Source organism: Cupriavidus sp. USMAHM13 (assembly GCF_001854285.1).
GTDB lineage: Bacteria > Pseudomonadota > Gammaproteobacteria > Burkholderiales > Burkholderiaceae > Cupriavidus > Cupriavidus malaysiensis.
The window spans coordinates 807,381-826,482 of record NZ_CP017751.1 but is presented as its reverse complement, the minus strand read 5'-3'; the positions used below and the strand labels follow the sequence as shown (position 1 = coordinate 826,482).

The window sequence follows — 19,102 nt, the reverse complement described above, 5'->3', positions numbered from 1 at the left end:
CCCTTCGTGTCTCCTCGTGCAATCCCTTATTTTACAAAAAATCTAATAATAGATAATTAGTCCGATTCAAGCAGGGCCCACTGCGGGACGCGACCGTGTGGCGTGTGATGCGAAGACACCCCAATGAGGAGACACAGGATGAAAGTGGAGAACAGGCGCCAGTCGATGTTGCTGCAGGGCCAATGCGCGGCGCTCCTTGCGCTGCCCGTCGGCCACTGCGCAGTGGCCGCTGATGCGCAGCAGCCCAGGACCCGGCAAAAGCCGAGGATCCCGGTGGGCTCGATGCGCCCGGGCGGCACGAATAGCGCAGACGGCCTCGATCTCTGCGGCTGCGCCGTAGCAATCGAGGCCGTTGCCCTGGCACCTGCTGCGTGACCTTATCGAAAAGGAAGTGACATCATGAAGAAGTGGAAGCTTGCCCACTGGATTCTCCTCAGCATGGTCCTGGGTGTAGCCGTTGGCTTTGCCTGCAACCGATACGCAGTCGACGAGGCAGCCGCCCAGGCCATCGCCTCTCACTTCGGTGTGGTGACAACCATCTTCCTGAAGATGGTCAAGATGATCATTGCACCCTTGGTCTTTGCCACGCTCGTCTCCGGCATTTCGAGCATGGATGGAAGCAGATCCATCGGCCGCATCGGCACGAAGGCGCTCGCTTGGTTCATCGTCGCGTCGCTGATGTCTCTTGGCATCGGCCTGGTATTCGTCAACCTGGCGCAGCCAGGCGCTCATCTGAACATGCCGCTGCCAGCGGCTGACGCGGCGACCCACCTCAAGACGAGCGCGCTGAACGTCAAGGACTTCTTGATCCATTTGTTCCCGAGCAGCATTGCTGAGGCGATGGCGACAAATCAGATCATGCAGATTCTGATCTTCTCGCTGTTCTTCGGCATTGCATTGGGCAAAGTGCCTGGCCCGACCGGAGAATTCCTGAAGCGCACGATTGATGGCGTCATGGAAGTCATGCTGCGCGCTACCAATGCAGTGATGGCTTTCGCGCCTTTCGGAATCTTCTCCGCCATTGCAGGCGCGGTTACCGTGCAGGGCCCGGGCATCATCTTCACGTATGGAAAGCTGATCGGTTGGTTCTACGTCGCGCTGTTCGCTCTCTGGACTGCGCTGTACTGCGCTGGTCGTGCGGTCTTGCGCTCCCGTATGAACGAGCTGCTCAAGAGCATTCGCGATCCGATGATGATTGCGTTCTCGACGGCCAGTAGTGAGGCTGCCTATCCGAAGCTCACGGAAGTGCTCCAGCGCTTTGGCGTGCGTAAGCGCCTGGTTGGTTTCGTGCTGCCGCTGGGCTACTCGTTCAACCTCGATGGGTCAATGGTCTACCAGGCCTTCGCCGCCGTCTTTATCGCCCAGGCGTTTGGCGTTCATATGCCCATCGGTACCCAGATCACGATGCTGCTGATCCTGATGATCAGCAGCAAGGGGATGGCAGCGGTTCCGCGTGGCTCGCTCGTCGTGGTTGCTGCCATTCTGCCGATGTTCGGTCTGCCGGAGGCGGGCCTGCTGCTGGTGATGGGTATCGACCAGATCCTCGATATGGGGCGCACCGCGACCAACGTGTTGGGCAACAGCATCGCCACCGCCGTGGTGGCGAAGTGGGAAGGCGAACTCTCAGTTGCCGGAGCGCCGGAGGAAGAAGAACTGACGATGGCATCGGTTGGGGAGCACACCGATACGGTCGCGGTTTCCAGCTAAGGCAGCGCACGCGACCCGCATGCGAATGCGTCATCGCGCGCACATGCGCGTGATGACCTTGATATTTGACGTTTTATCCAACTATAGACATAATTTACACATCAGGCGCAGCACTCCCGGCGCCGGCAAGTCGCCCAGGTCGGACCTGCATTGAGGCATGCCAACGCCCTGTTGCCCACCCGCTCGTCCAATCCAATGCCCGCAGACGCCCAACTCCTTCTCCTCGACCGCGATTTCGTCGAGCCCGCCCTTCAAGGGGACCAAGTCCTGGCCGCCGTTCGTGAAGCCTTTGTCCTGCACAGCCAGCGTGCTGGGCGAGTCTTCCCTGTTGTCCGCGAAACACTGCACACCGGGGGGGTTTTTGGAATCAAGTCTGGCGATGTCGCGAGCCAGGACTTGCTTGGTTTCAAAGCCGCAGGCTTCTGGCCGAACAACCGGGCCAAGGGGGGAGAGCCGCACCAAGCGACAATCGCATTGTTCGACCCGTACACCGGCCGGCCGCTCTGCATCATGGACGGCAATGCGATCACCACGGCCCGAACCGGGGCGGCGGGTGCGCTGGGCCTGCAACAGCTGGCTCGGCCCGACAGCACCAGGATCTGCGTCTTTGGCACTGGGGTACAGGCGACCGTGCAGCTCAAGTATGCGCTGAGCATGCTGCCCCGGCGATGCACCGTCCGCTACGTGAGCATTTCGGGGGAGCCCGAACCTCGATTCGAGATGGCATTTCGTGACCATTGCGCCATCAGCGTTGCCCATGACCGCAATGAAGCTGTCGCCGATAGCGACGTGGTCATTACCGCCACACCCGGTGGTGGCGCGCTGTTCGACGCAGCAGCTGTCCAGCCTGGCACGCATCTCACTTGCGTGGGTACCGACACCGCAGGAAAGCGGGAGCTTCCGCAAGGCGTGCTGCAACGTGCCCGTATCTTCGTCGACGACCAAGAGCAGGCCCGCACCATCGGGGAGTGTCAGTGGGCGCCGGAGTTGCCCTGTACGGAAATCGGCGGCCTCCTGGCCGGTACGGCGCCCTTCGAGCGCTCCGCCAGCGACATCACTGTCTTTGACATGACCGGCCTGGCGCTGCAAGACCTGACCGTCGCGCGCTTCCTCTATGAGCACGCTCTTGCGAAGGGCACGGGAACCCAGGTCGCTTGGCCATGGTAAGCGACATCACACATCCGAGCATTTCATGACTGATTTTGACCTCCCCACTTATGCCGATGTGGTGGCCGCCGCGGACCGCATCGCCGGCGTTGCGCATCGCACCCCGGTACAGACCTCGCGCACCCTGGACCAGATGGTCGGGGCCGAGGTATTCCTCAAGTGCGAGAACTTCCAGCGAATGGGAGCCTTCAAGTTCCGAGGAGCGTTCAACGCCCTGTCGAAGTTCTCTCCGGAACAGCGCAAGAGCGGCGTCGTGGCATTCTCGTCGGGCAATCACGCTCAGGGCATTGCTCTCTCGGCCCGGATTCTGGGCATTCCGGCAACCATCGTGATGCCGCATGACGCCCCCGCAGCCAAGGTTGCCGCGACGAAAGGCTATGGCGCCAACGTGGTCATCTACGACCGCTACAGCGAAGACCGCGAAGCAATCGGGCGTCGCCTGGCCCAGGAACAGGGGCTTACGCTGATTCCACCGTATGACCACCCGGACGTGCTCGCCGGCCAGGGGACTGCAGCGAAAGAACTGTTCGAGCATGTCGGCAAGCTGGACTACCTGTTCGTACCCTTGGGCGGTGGAGGCCTTCTATCGGGCTCGGCACTTTCGACTCGCGCACTGGCACCGCAATGCGTACTGTATGGCGTCGAACCGGAAGCCGGCAACGATGGCCAGCAGTCGTTTCGCAGTGGCCAGATCGTTCACATCGATGCGCCAAAGACCATCGCCGACGGAGCGCAAACACAGCATCTCGGCAACTATACGTTCGGCATCATCAAGCGGGACGTGGACGACATCCTCACCGCACCCGACGCAGAACTGGTGAACGCCATGAAGTTCTACGCTTCGCGCATGAAGATGATTGTCGAGCCCACCGGCTGCCTTGGACTGGCTGCGGCACTGAACTTGAAGGACTCCCTCAAGGGCAAGCGTGTCGGCATCATCATCAGCGGCGGCAATATCGACCTTGAACGCTTCTGCTCACTGGTGGCAGGCTAGCGTCGGCTCGCCGTCGTCAAGGCTGAACGGGCCCAGGGCAGCCAGCCATTGGAACGCAACCGCGAGACTCCGGGGACAAACGAAGAACATGTCGACGATGTACGAAAAGCTGGTCGAATTACTAGAGCGAGAGCAAGCCAGGTATCGCGTCATCGAGCATCTCGCCGAAGGACGGTCGGACCTGGTTGCGGCGATTCGTGGGACATCGCCCGGCCAAGGCGCGAAGGCGATGCTCTGCCAGAGCAAAGACGATAGCCAGGCCTGGATTCTCGCCATCCTTCCAGGGGACAGGAAGCTGGACTTCAAGAAGGTCGCTCTGGCGGCCGGCATCAAGAAGGCCACGCTTGCCTCCCCCGACGACGCACAGCGAGAAACAGGCTGCGTCATCGGAGCCATTCCTCCTTTCTCGTTCTCGTCAGCCATCAAGCTGGTTGTCGACCCAGCCCTGGTTGAGAGCGTTGACGAAATCGCCTTCAACGCCGGCCGGCTTGATCGGTCTATCGTCCTGGACTCGGTAGATTACCTGCGCATAGCGCAGCCACTTCTGCATCCCCTATGCGCTTCGCAGGCGTAGCAGCCATTTCGCTCGACCTTGACGACACGTTGTGGCCGTTTCAACCTGCGGTCGAGCGAGCCGAGGCGACTCTTCACGCATGGCTGGTCAAGCATGCGCCCGGAACCGCGCGCATATTGCCAGCGCGGGGGATGCTCGGGAAGCTGCGCAGCGACTATGAGCATTCCAGGCCGGACCTGGCCGGCAACTACCGAGCGTTGCGTATCGGTTCCATCGAACTGGCTTTAGCGCTCGCGGGTGAAGACATGGGCCTGGCTGAGGAGGCATATGGTGTCTTCTACTCCGCCCGGCAGAAAGTTGAATTCTTCGAGGATGTCTGGCCGGCATTGACGTGGCTGAGCGCTCGCTTTCCTCTCGTGGCCCTGACTAACGGCAATGCGGACCTCCGGCTGACCGGTGGTGGAGCGTTCTTTCGCGAAACGCTCAGCGCACGCGCGGTGGGAATTGCGAAGCCGCAGGCCGGCATCTTCCACGCGGCCGCGCTAGCAGCTGGCGTCCCAGCGTCCGAACTGCTCCACGTGGGGGACGACTTCCATCTCGACTATCTCGGCGCGCTGAACGCCGGCCTGCAGGCAGCGTGGCTGGTCCGGGATCATCCGAAGGAAACTGCGCCCGGCGAATATGCCCGATATGTCACGATTCGCGACCTGACGGCACTCTGTTGCGCTCTTGGCGGACCAGCCAACTTATAGCGAAGCGACGTAGGCTGCTTGGCCGCACTGCAGGGTAGCCTTCCTTGATGCGGTCCCTGACGCGGAACTCGAGTTGCTGCAACACCGACTGGAACACCGACTGGTTGTTGCGACGCTGCAAACCCCTGACCGATAAGGCTTTTCGCAAGCGTCGCAACAGCTCCACCGTGTGTGTCGCAACAACTGATCAAGTTGCCAGGGCGCCTCCCGGCGCCCGCCGCGCTTATTCCACCGTGACCGACTTGGCCAGGTTGCGCGGCTTGTCGACGTCGGTGCCGCGCGCGCAGGCGGTATGGTAGGCCAGCAACTGCAGCGGCACCACGTGCAGGATGGGCGACAGCGCGCCGTAGTGCTCGGGCATGCGGATCACCTGGATGCCATCGCTCGACTGGATATGGGTGTCGCTGTCGGCAAACACATAGAGGCGGCCGCCGCGTGCGCGCACCTCCTGGATGTTCGACTTCAGCTTCTCCAGCAGCGCGTCATTGGGCGCCACCGTCACCACCGGCATCGCCTCCGTGACCAGCGCCAGCGGACCGTGCTTCAGTTCGCCGGCCGGGTAGGCCTCGGCGTGGATGTAGGAGATCTCCTTGAGCTTGAGCGCGCCTTCCAGGGCGATCGGGTAATGCAGGCCGCGGCCCAGGAACAGCGCGTTCTCGCGGCGCGCGAATTCCTCGGCCCAGGCCATGATCTGCGGCTCCAGCGCCAGCACGCCGTGCAGCGCCACCGGCAGGTGGCGCAGGTTGGCCAGCGCGGCGGCCTCGGCCGGCTCGCCCAGCAGGCCACGCACCTTGGCCAGCGCCAGCGTCAGCATGTACAGCGCGGCCAGTTGGGTGGTGAAGGCCTTGGTCGAGGCCACCCCGATTTCGGTGCCCGCGCGTGTCAGGAAGCGCAGCTCGGTCTCGCGCACCATGGCGCTGGTGCCCACGTTGCAGACCGCCAGCGTGTGCTCGTGGCCGAGCGCCTTGGCGTGACGCAGCGCGGCCAGCGTGTCGGCCGTCTCGCCGGACTGCGAGATCACGATCACCAGGGCGCGCGGATTCGGCACCGTCTCGCGGTAGCGGTACTCGCTGGCCACCTCGACCTGGGTCGGGATGCGGGCGATGGATTCCAGCCAGTACTTGGCGGTGCAGCCCGAGTAGTAGCTGGTACCGCAGGCCAGGATCAGCACGCTGTCGACCTGCGCGAAGATCTCGGCGGCGCGTTCGCCGAACAGCTCGGGCCCGATGGCGTCGATGCCCTCCAGGGTATCGCCCAGCGCGCGCGGCTGCTCGAAGATCTCCTTCTGCATGAAGTGGCGGTAGGGCCCGAGCTCGACCGCGGCTGCATGCGCCTGCACCTCGCGCGCCTCGCGCACCACGGCGCGGTCATGCACGTCGTGGATCTTCACGCTGTCGCGCGTCAGCTCCACCACGTCGCCCTCTTCGAGGTAGATCGCGCGATTGGCGGTACCGGCCACCGCCAGCGCGTCCGAGGCAAGGAAGGCCTCGTGCTCGCCCAGCGCCACCACCAGCGGCGAGCCGGCGCGCGCGCCGACCACGCGGTCGGGCTGGTCCTTGGACACCACGGCGATGGCGTAGGCGCCGTGCAGGCGCTTGGTGACCGCGCGCACCGAGGCGAACAGGTCGCCGCGCGTGGCGCTGCTGGGATAGCTGTAGGCCTGGTGGATCAGGTGGGCCACCACTTCGGTGTCCGTCTGCGACTCGAAGCCGTAGCCGACCGCGCGCAGCTCTTCGCGCAGCGGCTCATAGTTCTCGATGATGCCGTTGTGCACCAGCGCGATGGTCTCGCCGGAGAAGTGCGGGTGCGCGTTGGCCGTATCCGGCTTGCCGTGCGTGGCCCAGCGCGTGTGCGCCACGCCAACGGTGCCGGCCAGGCCCGAGGCCTGCGTCTGGGCGTCCAGCTCGGCCACCCGCGACACGGTGCGCGCGCGCTCGAGCGCGCCTTCGCGCACCACGGCCACGCCGCAGGAATCATAGCCGCGGTACTCCAGGCGGCGCAGCCCCTCGATCAGGACCGGAACGATGTTGCGCGACGAGATCGCGCCGACGATGCCACACATGTCAGAAACTCCCTGCGGTGCGCCACGTCACGGCGCACGATCTTGGTAAGGATGCCTGGCGGCGGCGCCCCCGGGGCGCCGCCGCCAGGCTTCGGTATTGGACCTTAGGGCTTGGGCAGCTTGACCGGACGCTGCCAGGCGTCCAGGGTCATCTGCTTGGCGCGCGACAGGGTCAGCTTGTCGGCGGGCGCCTCCTTGGTCAGCGTGGTGCCGGCACCGATGGTGGCGCCGCGCCGGATCGTGACCGGGGCCACCAGCTGGGTATCGGAACCGATGAAGACATCGTCCTCGATCACGGTGCGATGCTTGTTGACGCCATCGTAGTTGCAGGTGATGGTGCCGGCGCCGATGTTGACGCGCGAACCCACCGTGGCGTCGCCCACGTAGGCCAGGTGGTTGGCCTTGCTATGGGCGGCGATGCGGCTGTTCTTCACCTCGACGAAGTTGCCGATGTGCACGTCCTCGCCCAGTTCCGCGCCCGGACGCAGGCGCGCGTAGGGGCCGATGCGCCCGGCCGGGCCGACATGCGCCCCTTCCAGGTGGCAGAACGGCTGCAGCCTGGCCCCGGCATCGACCACGCTGTCGCGGATCACACAGTGCGCGCCCACCTGCACACCGTCGCCCAGGTGCACGCGCCCCTCGAACACGCAGCCGACGTCGATCACCACGTCGCGTCCGCAACTCAGTTCGCCCCGCACATCGATGCGGGCCGGGTCGAGCAGCGTGACGCCGGCCTCCAGCAGGCGCTGCGCCAGGTTACGCTGGTGGATGCGCTCCAGCTCGGCGAGCTGCACCTTGCTGTTGACGCCCAGCGTCTCCCACAGCGCGGCCGGCTGCGCCGACACGATCTCTACACCATCGGCGGCCGCGCGCGCGACCGTATCGGTCAGGTAGTACTCGCCCTGGGCATTGTCGTTGCCCAGGGTGGCCAGCCAGCGCTGCAGATGGCCGGTCGGGCAGACGATGATGCCGGTGTTGATCTCGCCGATGGCGCGCTCGGCCTCGCTGGCGTCCTTCTGCTCGACGATGCGCACGATGCTGCCGGCGGCATCGCGCACGATGCGCCCGTATCCGGTAGGATCGGACATCTCCACCGTGAGGATGCCGAAGCGCTCCGCGCCGGCTGCGGCGACCAGCCCGGCCAGCGCCGCGGGCGTGGTCAGCGGCACGTCGCCATACAGCACCAGGGTGGGCTGGGCCGGGTCGAGCAGCGGCAGCGCCTGCATCACGGCGTGGCCGGTACCGAGCTGCTCGGTCTGCTCGGCAAATGCGACATCGTCCGCCGCCACCGCCGTGCGCACTTGCTGCGCGCCATGGCCGACTACCACGACCAGGCGCGAGGGCGACAGGGAGCGCGCGGTATCGATCACATGGGCCAGCAGGGGCCGGCCGGCCAGCGGGTGCAGTACCTTGGGCAGATCGGAGTGCATCCGCTTGCCTTTGCCCGCGGCGAGAATGACGATATTCACAAGGAGATTCCTAAGTGAGTGAGTCCGAGACGAATTGGAATTCTGTTCTGTGCACTTATCGCAATACCCCCCGCCAGAAGGGACAGGGAATATCTTTTTCATCTCCCGGAAAGCCTTGCCAGGCTTGGGCTGGCGGGCATCCCGGATACATGCGTTTGGTGCGCGGCGATTTTAGCATGGGGCATTCGGGAAGACCCTCGGGTATTGCTGAAATTTACACTCGCGCACATCGGAATCGATCGCTGATTTTCACGATAATCACATTTCTTGCAATGTTCGCGCTGTCGGGCTGCAGCGCGCTCAAGCTCGGCTACCAGCAAGGGGACCGGCTCGCCTACTGGTGGGTCGACCACTACGTGGACGTCAACGATGCGCAGGCAGCGCCCACGCGCGAGGCCATCGCGCGCTTCTTCGCCTGGCACCGCAAGGAACAATTGCCCGAGATCGTCAGCCTGCTGGCGCAGGCCAAGGCGCAGGTGCAGCAGAACGTCGATGTGGCCGGCCTCGCGCGGCTGCAGCAGGACAGCCAGCGGCTGGCGCGCGAAGCCTATGAGCGGGCGCTGCCGGACGTGGCCGACCTGGTGCTGTCGCTGGACACGCGACAGATCGCGCGCATGCAGGCCAAGCTCGCCGAGGGCAATGAAAAGTACCGCAAGAAGTTCCTCGGTGGCAGCGCCGACGATCGCGAGGACGCCCGCTTCGACAAGGTGATGGAGTACGCCAAGCTGATCTACGGGCGCTTCTCGGACACGCAGGAAGCGGCCATCCGCGGGGCCATGGCACCGCTGGTGGCCGGCGCGCAGGCGCGCTACGCCGAGCGCCTGGCACGGCAGCAGGAATGGCTGGCGCTGGTGCGGCGCGCGCAGGCTGAACATCCGCCGCGCGCCCAGCTGATCGCGTGGCTGAAGCGCTACGGCGAGCACTGGCAGACCGCCCCGGACGCTGAACGCGAGAGCCGCCGGCAGGCCTACAACGATGCCGGCCTGGCGCTGGCGGCCACCATCGCCGGCCTGGCCACGCCAGAGCAGCGCCGGCATGCGGTGGAACGCCTGCAGGGATGGATCGACGACGCGCAGGCGCTGCAGCGCGAGGGCGCGCGCGTGGTGCCGCGCCAGGCCGCCAACTGAGCCGCAAACGCGGCCGGCCGAGGCAAGCGGAGCGACCCCGGCCGAGGGGGAGAAAAGGAGAAGGAAGCGGAAGAGGGAACCGCGAAAGGGGCCGCGAAAGGGGCCAGGAAAGGGACCGTGCGCCGCTAGCCGGCGACGCGGTCCATGCCGGCTTCCGCCGCCGGCGGCTCCGCTGCCTGCGGCGCCGGGGCCGCCGGGCGCTCGAAGCGCACGAACTCCATGCGGTTGGACTCGACGTTGCCGGTGAAGACCAGCGGCTGCTGGCTGAAGGTGCTGTCGCCGAACAGCGACGCCTCGTCGACCTTGGCCAGGCCGGTGGCCAGGCCATTGAAATCGAACAGCTCCGTATCGGCCAGGTGGGACGGCACCACGTTGCGCAGCGCCGCGAAGATATTGTCGATGCGGCCGGGGTTCTGCCGCTCCCAGTCCTGCAGCATCTCCGCCACCTTCTTGCGCTGCAGGTTTTCCTGCGAGCCGCACAGGTTGCAAGGGATGATGGGGAATTCCATCGCGCGCGCATAGGCCGCGATATCCTTCTCCGGGCAATAGGCCAGCGGACGGATCACGATGTGCTGGCCGTCGTCGGTCGCCAGCTTGGGCGGCATGGACTTCATCTTGCCGCCGAAGAACATGTTCAGGAAGAAGGTCTGGACGATGTCGTCGCGGTGGTGGCCCAGCGCGATCTTGTTGGCCCCCAGTTCCTTGGCCGTGCGGTAGATCACGCCGCGGCGCAGGCGCGAGCACAGCGAGCAGGTGGTCTTGCCCTCCGGCACCTTCTCCTTGACGATGGAATAGGTGTCGGCTTCGACGATCACGTACTCGACGCCGGTCGACTTCAGGTACTCGGGCAGCACATGCTCGGGAAAGCCCGGCTGCTTCTGGTCCAGGTTCATCGCGATCAGCTTGAAGCGGATCGGCGCGCGCTTCTGCAGCGCCATCAGGACCGACAACAGGGTGTAGGAATCCTTGCCGCCCGACAGGCACACCATCACCGTGTCGCCATCCTCGATCATCTTGAAGTCGCCGATGGCGCGGCCGGTCTGCGACTGCAGGAAGGTCTCCAGGCGGTAGAAGTTCTTCGAATGGGTGGCGGTGGTCATGGCGGTAGGAACTCGACGAGCTGGGCCGGGGCGCCAAAAGCGCCCGATACGGCACCCGGCAGCAGGGATCGCCGCCGAACCGCGTATTTTAGCCTGCCGGCGCGGATGGCGCCGGCGGGGCCGCGGCTGCGCAAGCGCAATGGCGCTTCAGGCGCCTGCGCTCTTGATATGGAAGACTTCCACGCCGACCGAGTCGCAGTCCGGATAGACGTCCGGCTTCTCGGTCGACACCCGCACGGCGCGCACTTTGGGATGCTTGAGCATGGCACGCGCCACGTCGTCGCACAGGGTTTCCTGCAGGTGCACATGGCCCTGGGCCATGCGCTCGGACACCGTGCTGCGCATGAAATCGTAGTCGACCACCTCGTGCAGCTTGTCGTCCTGCGGGGTGCTCTGGGCCAGCGGCACGTAGAGGTCGATATTGATCAGCACGCGCTGTTCGCCTTTCTTCTCGAACTCATGCACGCCGATATTGATCTGGACCTCGTAGTTGCGCAGGAACAGGCGGCGGCAGTCCTGCAGGCTGGGATGGGAAAGGGCGGCGGGCATGGTCATGATGCGATGGAAAGCCTTGGGGAGTGCTGGGGGAAGCGCGGCCGGCGCTGCACGCGCGCGGACGCCAGGGTAACAGGAGAGACGGGCGGCACGACGGCCGCCCGGCGGGTCATTCGGTCAGGAACATCACGTCGCGGGCCAGCGGCATCAGGTGCTGGCCGCCGTCGACGAACAAGGTGGTGCCGGTGACGGCACGTGCCTGCGCCAGGTAGGCCACCGCATCGGCGATGTCCTCCGGCGTGGACGACTGGCCGAGCGGTGTCATGCGGTGGGCGCGCTTGAAACCCGGTCCGCTCTGCTCGCCCGACACCAGCGTGATGCCCGGCGCCACGCCGACCACGCGCAGCTTGGGCGCCAGCGCCTGCGCCAGCTGCATGGTGGCCGTCTGCAGGGCCGCCTTGGACAGCGTATAGGACAGGAAGTCCGGGTTCAGGTTGTTCAGCTTCTGGTCGAGCAGGTTGATCACCACGCCGCGCTTGTTGCTGCCGAGCGCCTTGTGCAGCTCGCGCGCCAGCAGCAGCGGCGCGGCCACGTTGGTGCGCATATGCGTATCGAGCGAGCCGTAGGAAAAGCTGGTCGCCACGTCATACTGGAACAGCGAGGCATTGTTGACCAGGCAGGTCGGCACGCCCAGCGCGGCGGTACAGGCGGCGATCAGGCCGGCGGTGGCGGCCTCGTCGGCGAGGTCGGCCTGCAGCACGGCGGCGCGGCGGCCGGCGGCGCGGATCAGCCCGGCCACCTCTTCGGCCTCCTCGCGCGAGCGGTGGCAGTGCACCGCGACGTCCCAGCCGCGCGCGGCCAGTTCCAGCGCGATCGCGCGCCCGAGCCGGCGGGCGCCGCCGGTGACGAGGGCCACGCCCAGGGTGGTGCCGGCGGCGGCGCCGCTGCCGCTCACGGCGGAACGGGAAGTTGAATCTGGCATTGCTACAATCGCGATATGCAGAAAGGCCTTAGTTTACCCCTTCCCCCGGACGATGCGCTGGCCGCGTCGGCGGCGCTGTCCGTGCGCATCGGCGATGCCATCGATGCCGCCGGCGGCTGGCTCGGCTTCGACCGCTATATGTCGATGGCGCTGTACGAGCCCGGCCTGGGCTATTACAGCGGCGGCACCGCCAAGTTCGGCCGCGACGCGCGCGACGGCAGTGACTTCATCACCGCCCCGGAACTGAGCCCCTTCTTCGCCCGCACGCTGGCGCGCCAGTTCGCTCCGCTGCTGGCCGGCGGGCTGCCCGCGCTGATGGAATTCGGCGCCGGCACGGGCCGGCTGGCGGCCGACCTGCTGCTGGGGCTGGAGGCGGAAGGCGCGCTGCCGGAACGCTATGACATCGTCGAGCTGTCCGGCGAGCTGCGCGCGCGCCAGCAGGCCACGCTGGCCGAGCGCGCGCCGCAGCTGGCCGCGCGCGTGCACTGGCTGGACACCCTGCCGGCGCATTTCGACGGCGTGGTGGTCGGCAACGAGGTGCTGGATGCGATGCCGGTGCGCCTGTTCGCGCGCCTGGACGGGCGCTGGCACGAGCGTGGCGTGGCACGTCACGCCGACCCCGACGTGCCCGGCTTCGCCTTCTCCGACCGCATGCTGGCGCCGGACGAGGTGGCCCCGCAACTGCTGGCGCTGGCCGGCACGCACGATGTGGTGACCGAGACCCACGCCGAGGCCGAGGGCTTCGTGCGTGCGATCGGCGCCATGCTGTCGCGCGGCGCCGCCTTCTTCGTCGACTATGGCTTCCCGGCGGCCGAGTACTACCACCCGCAGCGCGCCGAAGGCACGCTGATGTGCCACTATCGCCACCACGCCCACCCCGACCCCTTCCTCTATCCCGGCCTGCAGGACATCACCGCGCACGTGAATTTCAGCGGCATCGCCCACGCGGGCGTCGATGCCGGACTGGAAGTGGCCGGCTTCGCCTCGCAGGCGCGCTTCCTGATGAACGCCGGCATCACCGAGTTGCTGATGGCGCTGGACCCGTCCGACGTGAACCGCTTCCTGCCGGCGGCCAACGGCGTGCAGAAGCTGCTGTCCGAGGCCGAGATGGGCGAGCTGTTCAAGGTGATCGCGCTGACGCGCGGGCTGCAGGACCTGCCGGCGGCGCAGCCGCTGGCAGGCTTCGCGCGCGGCGACCGCAGCCACGCGCTCTGAACGGCCACGGACAGGGGGGCGACGAGCCATGCTGCGCTGGACCTTCACCATCTTCCTCAGCGTGGTCGTGCTGTCGGCGGCGCTGCCGTGGCTGCAGAAGCTGGGCATCGGCCGCCTGCCGGGCGACGTGCGCTTCCGCCTGTTCGGCCGCGAGTACGTGCTGCCCTTCGCCTCCACCATCCTGCTGTCGCTGCTGGCGCTGATGCTCGGCCGGCTGCTCTAGGCCGGCGACCGACCCGGCTTCCCGCCCTTCCCTTCCTGACCGCGCCCTAAGGCTCCAGGCGCGCCTGCACGGCGGCCACGCGCGCTTCATGCACGCGCTCGCGGATGCGCTCCACGTCGTTGCCGCAGGCACGCGCGATGGCCCCGGCATCGACGCCGGCCGCGGCTTCGCGTGCGGCCGACAGCCGCGCGGCCTGCGGGTAGGCGCGCGTCTCGAAGCCGAGGCGGCCGCGCACGTCGGCCTCGCAGGCCTGCAGTGCCTGGGCGAAGCGCTCCGGCTTGCGCAGCGCATCGCAGCGCTCCAGCAGCCGCACCAGCGCGGCAGCGCCGAAGGTGTCCGAGCGATGGATGTTGCCATGTTCGCGCGCTACCAGCAGCGCCAGGTCGCGGCAGTCGTTGGGCACGCGCAGGCGCTGGCACACCGCCGTCAGCAGTTCGACGCCGCGCTGCTCGTGGCCCAGATGGCGCGGCAGCACATCCTCGGGCGTGGTGCCCTTGCCCAGGTCATGCGCCAGTGCCGCGAAACGCACCGGCAGCGGTGCGCCCATGGCGGCGGCGGTGTCGATGACCATCATCACATGCACGCCGGTGTCCACCTCGGGATGGTGGTCGGCACGCTGCGGCACGCCCCACAGGCGGTCGAGCTCGGGCAGCAGCCGGGCCAGCGCGCCGCAAGCGCGCAGCACCTCGAACATGCGCGAGGGACGCGTCTCCATCAGCCCCCGCGCCAGCTCCTGCCAGACGCGCTCCGCCACCAGGGCGTCCACCTCGCCGCCGTCGACCATCGCGCGCATCAGCAGCGCGGTCTCCGGCGCCACCTGGAAATCGGCGAAACGCGCGGCGAAGCGGCCGACGCGCAGGATGCGCACGGGATCCTCGACGAAGGCCTCGGACACGTGGCGGAACAGCCGCGCCTCCAGGTCGCGCCGGCCGCCGAACGGGTCGATGACAGGACCGGTGAGCGCGCCGTCCGGGCCCACCTCGCGCGCCATCGCATTGATGGTCAGGTCGCGCCGGACCAGGTCTTCCTCCAGCGTGACGTCGGGCGCGCAGTAGAAATCGAAACCCTTGTAGCCGGCCGCGGTCTTGCGCTCGGTACGCGCCAGCGCATACTCCTCGCGCGTGCGCGGGTGGAGGAAGACCGGGAAATCCTTGCCGACCGGCTTGTAGCCGGCCGTTTCCATCTCGGCCGGCGTGGCGCCGACCACCACGTAGTCGCGGTCCTGGCTGGGGCGTCCCAGCAGGCTGTCGCGGATGGCTCCGCCCACGGCGTAGACCTGCATCGCCAATCCTTCCCGCGCCGCTCAGCCGATGATGATGGCGTCGGCCCGCTCGGGCGCCAGACGATAGGGCTCGTCGGCCACCACGAACTCGCGCTCCGCGCGCGCGCCGGCGATCCATTGCTGCATCGACGGCAGCGCCAGGATGAAATCGGCGTAGGCCTTGGCCGCGTCTGGCAGGTGGATGCCATAGGTGGCGAAGCGGCTCACCACCGGCGCATAGTAGGCGTCGGCCACGGTGAAGTCGCCGAACAGGAACGGGCCGCGCGCCGCATTGCGCTCGCGCAGCTCGCCCCAGATGCGCGCGACGCGCTCCACGTCGCGCTGCACGGCGACGTTCCAGCCGCGCCCGGGCAGCACCGCGGTGGCGTTCATCGGCAGCTGGCTGCGCAGGTTGGCGAAACCGGCATGCATCTCGGCGCAGATGGCGCGCGCATGGGCGCGCTCGGCCGGATCGGCCGGCCACAGCCGCTTCTCGGGCAGGCGCTCGGCCACGTACTCAGAAATGGCCAGCGAGTCCCACACCACCACGCTGCCGTCGATCAGCACCGGCACCTTGGCGGCCGGCGAATAGCGTGCGATCTGCTCGGCCGAGCCCGGCGCGAACAGCGAGACGGGAATCTCCTCGAAGTCGACGCCGGCCTGGCGCAGCAGCAGCCAGGGACGCAGCGACCAGGACGAATAATTCTTGTTGCCGATGACGAGCTTCATCGTGGATTTCCTTGCAGGCGGGGGAGACGGCCGACGCCAAGTGGCGTGGACCTGTCATTCTAGCCAGCCACGCCGGCCGCGCCAAATGAATTGCATTGGCAAGGGCTGTGAATGCCGGTCACATCGCCGGCCGCATCGCCGCGCCGCATCGCCGCGCCCGGCCCGCGCCTCAACGGTGCACGCTGCCCCGCCATCCCTGCAGTTCGGCATCGCGCGTGCGCCCTGCCAGCACTTCGGTCATCACCGATTCCAGGCTGGCGGGATGGATGCCCAGCTCCGCCGCCATCGGTGCGCTCAGCACATTGTCCAGGCGCATCGAGTCGAGGTTGTCGCGCGTGACCAGCGGCTGGCCCGGCATGTGCTCGAGCATCGCGGCTTCCACCCGCGCGAGGGCATCGGGCAGGGCCAGCACGGGCCGCGGATGGCCCGAGGCGCGGCCGGCGAAACGCACCAGTTCCTCCAGTGTGTAGACCTGCGGCCCGCCCAGTTCGAAGATGCGGCGGATGGTCGCCTTGCTCGCCACGGCGTTGACCATGGCCTGGGCCAGGTCCTGCACGTAGATGGGCTGGAACCTGGCCTGCGCGCAGGCCAGCGGCACCAGCGGCACGACTTCCTGCATCTGCGCGAACATATTGAGGAAGTGGTCGTCGGGGCCGAACACCACCGAGGGCCGGAAGATGGTCCAGTCGAGATCGCTGTCGCGCACCGCCAGCTCGCCGTCGCCCTTGCTGCGCAGGTACATCGAAGGGCCGGCGCTGTCGGCGCCGAGTGCGCTCGTGTGCAGCAGGCGGCGGACGCCGGTGCGCCCGCACGACGCCAGGATGCGTTCGGGCAACTGGACGTGGGCGGCGGCGAAGGCCGGGCCGTAGGGATCGGCGCGCTCTCCATGCAGCACGCCGGCGAGATTGATGACGATGCCGTCGACACCGAGCCCGCCGATCGCCGCGTCGAGCGCGGCGTCATCGTCCAGCCCCAGCTCGACCACCTCGACCCGCGGCAGCAGCAGCAGGTGCTGGGCATGTTCGACGTCGCGGGTGGCGACCACGATACGTTCCGGCGCGATCGGCGGGGAAGTCAGTGTGCCGGGCTCGAGCGGCGCGCTGGAGGCGCAGGCGACACCCGCCAGCCGCGAGACGAGATGGGTGCCGATGAATCCGGCCCCGCCGATGACGAGTACAGCGCTGGTCTGCATGGCAGGCTCCCTCCATGACGCAGAAACCGGGGGGGCGCCGTCGCCCCGCCCCGCCGGTCCACGCCGCCCGCCGGCCGCTCAGGGCAGGTTGGTGGCGGTGACCGTCGACGGCGCGATCGTGCCCAGCCTGGCCTTGAGCGACTGAGGCCGACCGCTCATCAATGCAGCATAGTACGTCGCATTCGAAAGCACATTCTTGACATAGCCCCGGGTCTCGCTGAACGGGATGGTTTCGGCGAAGATCGCGCCCTCCACCGCCCGCGGCAGGCTGGAGCGCCAGTTCTTGGGCCGTCCCGGACCGGCGTTGTAGCCGGCCGAGGCCAGCGTGTACGAGCTGTCCAGGTCGGTGAAGACCATGTTCAGGTAGTTGGTGCCGAGCACGATGTTGATGTTGGGGTCGCCCATCATCGACGGCGAGAAGTCCGCCATGCCGATCTTGCGCGCGACGTAGCGCGCCGTGGCCGGCATCACCTGCATCAGGCCGTGGGCACCGGCCGACGAGCGTGCGTTCATGATGAAGCGGGACTCCTGCCGGATCAGGCCATAGGCCCAGGCCAGGTCCAGGCCGACGTCATCGGTGGCGCGCTGCATCAGGTCGCGGTAAGGCATCAGGAAACGCAGCGAGAAGTCATGCTCCGCCTGGGTGCGGTCGGCGGTATTGACGGCACGGTCGAGCAGCTCGATGCGGCGCGCGTACTCGGCGGCGGCCAGCAGCTGGCGGTCGGTCATGCCGCGCAGCTCCCAGTTCCATTCGCGGTTGCCTTCGAAGCGCAGGTTCAGGTCGTAGAACTTCTGCGCGCGCAGGAAGCCGGGCCGGGCCCGCATGCTGTCGACGTCGGCGTCGCTGACGGTGGCACGGGGCGGCACCACGGTGCGGTTGCCCAGTTCCTCGTTGGCCAGCTGGCCGTAGAAGTTGAATTGCCCGGCGATCGACTGGAACTGCTGCTGCGCTTCATCGTTGCGCCCGGCCGCCTTCAGCGCGCGGCCGTACCAATAGGTCCAGGCCGGGTCCTTGGCGCGCAGTTCGGGGCGCATCTGCTCGATCGCCTGGCGCACCATGCTCCAGTCGCCCTGGCGCAGCGCAGCGCGCACGCGCCATTCCTGGGTATCGTCCGACAGCCACTGGTTGCCGCCCAGCGACAGCTGGCGGCGGTAGTAGTCGACCGCCTCGGGCATCAGCTTCTTGGCGGCGAACTGGCCGACCACGCCCCAGGCCGCGCCCAGCTGCTCGGGCGACAGTCCCGCGCCGCTGGCGGCGAGATAGGCCGCCGCCTGGCGCGGATCGTTGCGCGCCATCTTGACCACCATGGCCAGCGTATCGCCATCGGCACCCGGCGCGGGCAGCGTGGCGGCGATCTTGCCGGCCAGGGTCACGTAGTTCTGCTCGAGCGCCAGGCGCGCCTGGTAGGCCACGTCCGCGGCCGACATCTGCCGGCCCTGGGCCAGGGTGCCGATCAGGTCGACGCAACCCTCGCCGTAGTAGCGCGGGTCGGTCAGCGTGCTGCGTGCCTGGGCCGACACGTCCTGGCCCTTGAGCACGCGCGAGAGCAGCGCGTAGCACTCGACCTGGGTGTCGTCCTTCAGCACGAACTTCGGGTACTCGGCATCGAAACCGTTCCAGTCGTGGCGCTTGCCCAGCACCAGCAGCCAGTCGTTGCGCATGCGGTCGGCGATGGCATCGCCCTGGTAGCGCTGCAGAAAGGCCCGCACCTGGTCGTCGGGCGCGTCCACGCGCGCCAGGCCGCTGGCATCGAACAGCTGCGGCTTGATGCGGAAATACTCGACGTAGGAGGGAATGGGGTAGTCGACCAGGGTGGCCGACAAGGCATTGGCGCGGTCGGCGTCATTCTTGCGCGCGGCCTCGCGCAGCGCGGTGAAGGCATCGTCCGGATTGCCGGGGATGACCGCCGCCTGGGGCTGCGGCCGCTTCTGGGCGAATGCCGAGCCGGCAAGCAGCATGCAAGACAGCGCCACGCAGGCGACCCGTCCGGCACGCTGCAGATATACTCCCTTGAGCATTCTTGACATCCTTGTTGATGTGGTTGACGGCGCGACGGCACATAGCACTTGCGGCCGTCGCGCCCATGTTCGGTAGATTGCAGACATTATCCCA

The 19,102-nt window shown here is 67.2% G+C and carries 18 protein-coding genes; 9 read left to right on the top strand and 9 right to left on the bottom strand.

What is annotated here, in order from left to right; all coding sequences use genetic code 11:
* Positions 1-138: 138 nt before the first annotated feature.
* From BKK81_RS03715 to BKK81_RS03690, 6 genes are all read left to right on the top strand, one after another.
* Entirely contained in the window at positions 139-375 is a 237-nt protein-coding gene (locus tag BKK81_RS03715) for a hypothetical protein (protein WP_071010819.1), read from the top strand.
* A gap of 24 nt (positions 376-399) precedes the next feature.
* Positions 400-1,707 carry a dicarboxylate/amino acid:cation symporter gene (locus tag BKK81_RS03710; protein ID WP_071010818.1) on the top strand — a complete coding sequence of 436 codons (1,308 nt, stop codon included), beginning with the start codon at positions 400-402 and terminating at the stop codon, positions 1,705-1,707.
* A 195-nt stretch (positions 1,708-1,902) separates the two neighbouring features.
* A complete protein-coding gene (locus BKK81_RS03705) occupies positions 1,903-2,874 on the top strand; it encodes an ornithine cyclodeaminase family protein (protein ID WP_071010817.1) in 972 nt (323 codons plus the stop codon).
* 25 nt (positions 2,875-2,899) lie between these two features.
* The gene (locus BKK81_RS03700; RefSeq protein WP_071010816.1) at positions 2,900-3,868 is read left to right on the top strand and encodes a threo-3-hydroxy-L-aspartate ammonia-lyase; all 969 of its coding nucleotides are present in this window, start codon (positions 2,900-2,902) and stop codon (positions 3,866-3,868) included.
* Between the two features lie 97 nt (positions 3,869-3,965).
* Positions 3,966-4,442, top strand: a complete 477-nt coding sequence (locus BKK81_RS03695; protein WP_071016009.1) for a YbaK/prolyl-tRNA synthetase associated domain-containing protein — start codon at positions 3,966-3,968, stop codon at positions 4,440-4,442.
* Positions 4,424-5,134, top strand: a complete 711-nt coding sequence (locus BKK81_RS03690) for an HAD family hydrolase (RefSeq protein WP_071010815.1) — start codon at positions 4,424-4,426, stop codon at positions 5,132-5,134. The genes BKK81_RS03695 and BKK81_RS03690 overlap by 19 nt, the downstream gene beginning before the upstream one ends.
* 223 nt (positions 5,135-5,357) lie before the next feature.
* On the opposite strand, the gene glmS is transcribed toward BKK81_RS03690, so the two are convergent.
* Both glmS and glmU read right to left on the bottom strand, forming a co-directional pair.
* Positions 5,358-7,196 (bottom strand): glutamine--fructose-6-phosphate transaminase (isomerizing), encoded by a 1,839-nt coding sequence (gene glmS, locus BKK81_RS03685; RefSeq protein WP_071010814.1) that lies wholly within the window; start codon positions 7,194-7,196, stop codon positions 5,358-5,360.
* A 104-nt stretch (positions 7,197-7,300) separates the two neighbouring features.
* Positions 7,301-8,665 (bottom strand): bifunctional UDP-N-acetylglucosamine diphosphorylase/glucosamine-1-phosphate N-acetyltransferase GlmU, encoded by a 1,365-nt coding sequence (gene glmU / locus BKK81_RS03680; protein ID WP_071010813.1) that lies wholly within the window; start codon positions 8,663-8,665, stop codon positions 7,301-7,303.
* Between the two features lie 272 nt (positions 8,666-8,937).
* Between glmU and BKK81_RS03675 the strand changes: the two genes are divergently transcribed.
* Positions 8,938-9,792: a DUF6279 family lipoprotein gene (locus BKK81_RS03675; RefSeq protein ID WP_071010812.1), complete on the top strand. Its 855-nt coding sequence runs from the start codon at positions 8,938-8,940 to the stop codon at positions 9,790-9,792.
* A gap of 125 nt (positions 9,793-9,917) precedes the next feature.
* On the opposite strand, the gene ttcA is transcribed toward BKK81_RS03675, so the two are convergent.
* The 3 genes from ttcA to BKK81_RS03660 form a co-directional block, all read right to left on the bottom strand.
* The gene (ttcA, locus tag BKK81_RS03670) at positions 9,918-10,892 is read right to left on the bottom strand and encodes a tRNA 2-thiocytidine(32) synthetase TtcA (RefSeq protein WP_071010811.1); all 975 of its coding nucleotides are present in this window, start codon (positions 10,890-10,892) and stop codon (positions 9,918-9,920) included.
* A gap of 147 nt (positions 10,893-11,039) precedes the next feature.
* Positions 11,040-11,447 (bottom strand): dihydroneopterin aldolase, encoded by a 408-nt coding sequence (locus BKK81_RS03665; protein WP_071010810.1) that lies wholly within the window; start codon positions 11,445-11,447, stop codon positions 11,040-11,042.
* Between the two features lie 109 nt (positions 11,448-11,556).
* Positions 11,557-12,369, bottom strand: coding sequence for an SDR family oxidoreductase (locus BKK81_RS03660; RefSeq protein WP_083383920.1), 813 nt, complete (start codon positions 12,367-12,369; stop codon positions 11,557-11,559).
* Positions 12,370-12,384: 15 nt separating this feature from the next.
* Between BKK81_RS03660 and BKK81_RS03655 the strand changes: the two genes are divergently transcribed.
* Complete coding sequence (locus BKK81_RS03655; protein WP_071010809.1) at positions 12,385-13,584, top strand: class I SAM-dependent methyltransferase; 1,200 nt, start codon at positions 12,385-12,387, stop codon at positions 13,582-13,584.
* Positions 13,585-13,612: 28 nt separating this feature from the next.
* Positions 13,613-13,807: a DUF2905 domain-containing protein gene (locus BKK81_RS03650; protein ID WP_071010808.1), complete on the top strand. Its 195-nt coding sequence runs from the start codon at positions 13,613-13,615 to the stop codon at positions 13,805-13,807.
* Between the two features lie 46 nt (positions 13,808-13,853).
* Here the strand turns inward: BKK81_RS03650 and BKK81_RS03645 are convergent, their stop codons facing one another.
* The 4 genes from BKK81_RS03645 to BKK81_RS03630 all read right to left on the bottom strand — a co-directional run bounded on the left by BKK81_RS03645 (position 13,854) and on the right by BKK81_RS03630 (position 19,008).
* Positions 13,854-15,089 (bottom strand): multifunctional CCA addition/repair protein, encoded by a 1,236-nt coding sequence (locus BKK81_RS03645; RefSeq protein ID WP_071010807.1) that lies wholly within the window; start codon positions 15,087-15,089, stop codon positions 13,854-13,856.
* Between the two features lie 21 nt (positions 15,090-15,110).
* Entirely contained in the window at positions 15,111-15,797 is a 687-nt protein-coding gene (locus tag BKK81_RS03640) for a glutathione S-transferase family protein (RefSeq protein WP_071010806.1), read from the bottom strand.
* A gap of 169 nt (positions 15,798-15,966) precedes the next feature.
* Positions 15,967-16,989 (bottom strand): complex I NDUFA9 subunit family protein, encoded by a 1,023-nt coding sequence (locus BKK81_RS03635; protein WP_071010805.1) that lies wholly within the window; start codon positions 16,987-16,989, stop codon positions 15,967-15,969.
* Positions 16,990-17,067: 78 nt separating this feature from the next.
* A complete protein-coding gene (locus BKK81_RS03630) occupies positions 17,068-19,008 on the bottom strand; it encodes a lytic transglycosylase domain-containing protein (protein ID WP_071010804.1) in 1,941 nt (646 codons plus the stop codon).
* Positions 19,009-19,102: the final 94 nt, after the last annotated feature.

Bases quoted from the DNA above. Each gene is read 5' to 3' on its own strand.
- BKK81_RS03675 (WP_071010812.1), top strand. From the start codon at position 8,938: ATGTTCGCGCTGTCGGGCTGCAGCGCGCTCAAGCTCGGCTACCAGCAA.
- BKK81_RS03695 (WP_071016009.1), top strand. From the start codon at position 3,966: ATGTACGAAAAGCTGGTCGAATTACTAGAGCGAGAGCAAGCCAGGTAT.
- BKK81_RS03650 (WP_071010808.1), top strand. From the start codon at position 13,613: ATGCTGCGCTGGACCTTCACCATCTTCCTCAGCGTGGTCGTGCTGTCG.
- BKK81_RS03635 (WP_071010805.1), bottom strand. From the start codon at position 16,989: ATGCAGACCAGCGCTGTACTCGTCATCGGCGGGGCCGGATTCATCGGC.
- BKK81_RS03645 (WP_071010807.1), bottom strand. From the start codon at position 15,089: ATGCAGGTCTACGCCGTGGGCGGAGCCATCCGCGACAGCCTGCTGGGA.
- BKK81_RS03700 (WP_071010816.1), top strand. From the start codon at position 2,900: ATGACTGATTTTGACCTCCCCACTTATGCCGATGTGGTGGCCGCCGCG.
- BKK81_RS03710 (WP_071010818.1), top strand. From the start codon at position 400: ATGAAGAAGTGGAAGCTTGCCCACTGGATTCTCCTCAGCATGGTCCTG.
- BKK81_RS03655 (WP_071010809.1), top strand. From the start codon at position 12,385: ATGCAGAAAGGCCTTAGTTTACCCCTTCCCCCGGACGATGCGCTGGCC.
- ttcA (WP_071010811.1), bottom strand. From the start codon at position 10,892: ATGACCACCGCCACCCATTCGAAGAACTTCTACCGCCTGGAGACCTTC.
- BKK81_RS03705 (WP_071010817.1), top strand. From the start codon at position 1,903: ATGCCCGCAGACGCCCAACTCCTTCTCCTCGACCGCGATTTCGTCGAG.
- BKK81_RS03690 (WP_071010815.1), top strand. From the start codon at position 4,424: ATGCGCTTCGCAGGCGTAGCAGCCATTTCGCTCGACCTTGACGACACG.
- BKK81_RS03665 (WP_071010810.1), bottom strand. From the start codon at position 11,447: ATGACCATGCCCGCCGCCCTTTCCCATCCCAGCCTGCAGGACTGCCGC.
- BKK81_RS03640 (WP_071010806.1), bottom strand. From the start codon at position 15,797: ATGAAGCTCGTCATCGGCAACAAGAATTATTCGTCCTGGTCGCTGCGT.
- BKK81_RS03630 (WP_071010804.1), bottom strand. From the start codon at position 19,008: ATGCTCAAGGGAGTATATCTGCAGCGTGCCGGACGGGTCGCCTGCGTG.
- glmS (WP_071010814.1), bottom strand. From the start codon at position 7,196: ATGTGTGGCATCGTCGGCGCGATCTCGTCGCGCAACATCGTTCCGGTC.
- BKK81_RS03715 (WP_071010819.1), top strand. From the start codon at position 139: ATGAAAGTGGAGAACAGGCGCCAGTCGATGTTGCTGCAGGGCCAATGC.
- BKK81_RS03660 (WP_083383920.1), bottom strand. From the start codon at position 12,369: ATGCCAGATTCAACTTCCCGTTCCGCCGTGAGCGGCAGCGGCGCCGCC.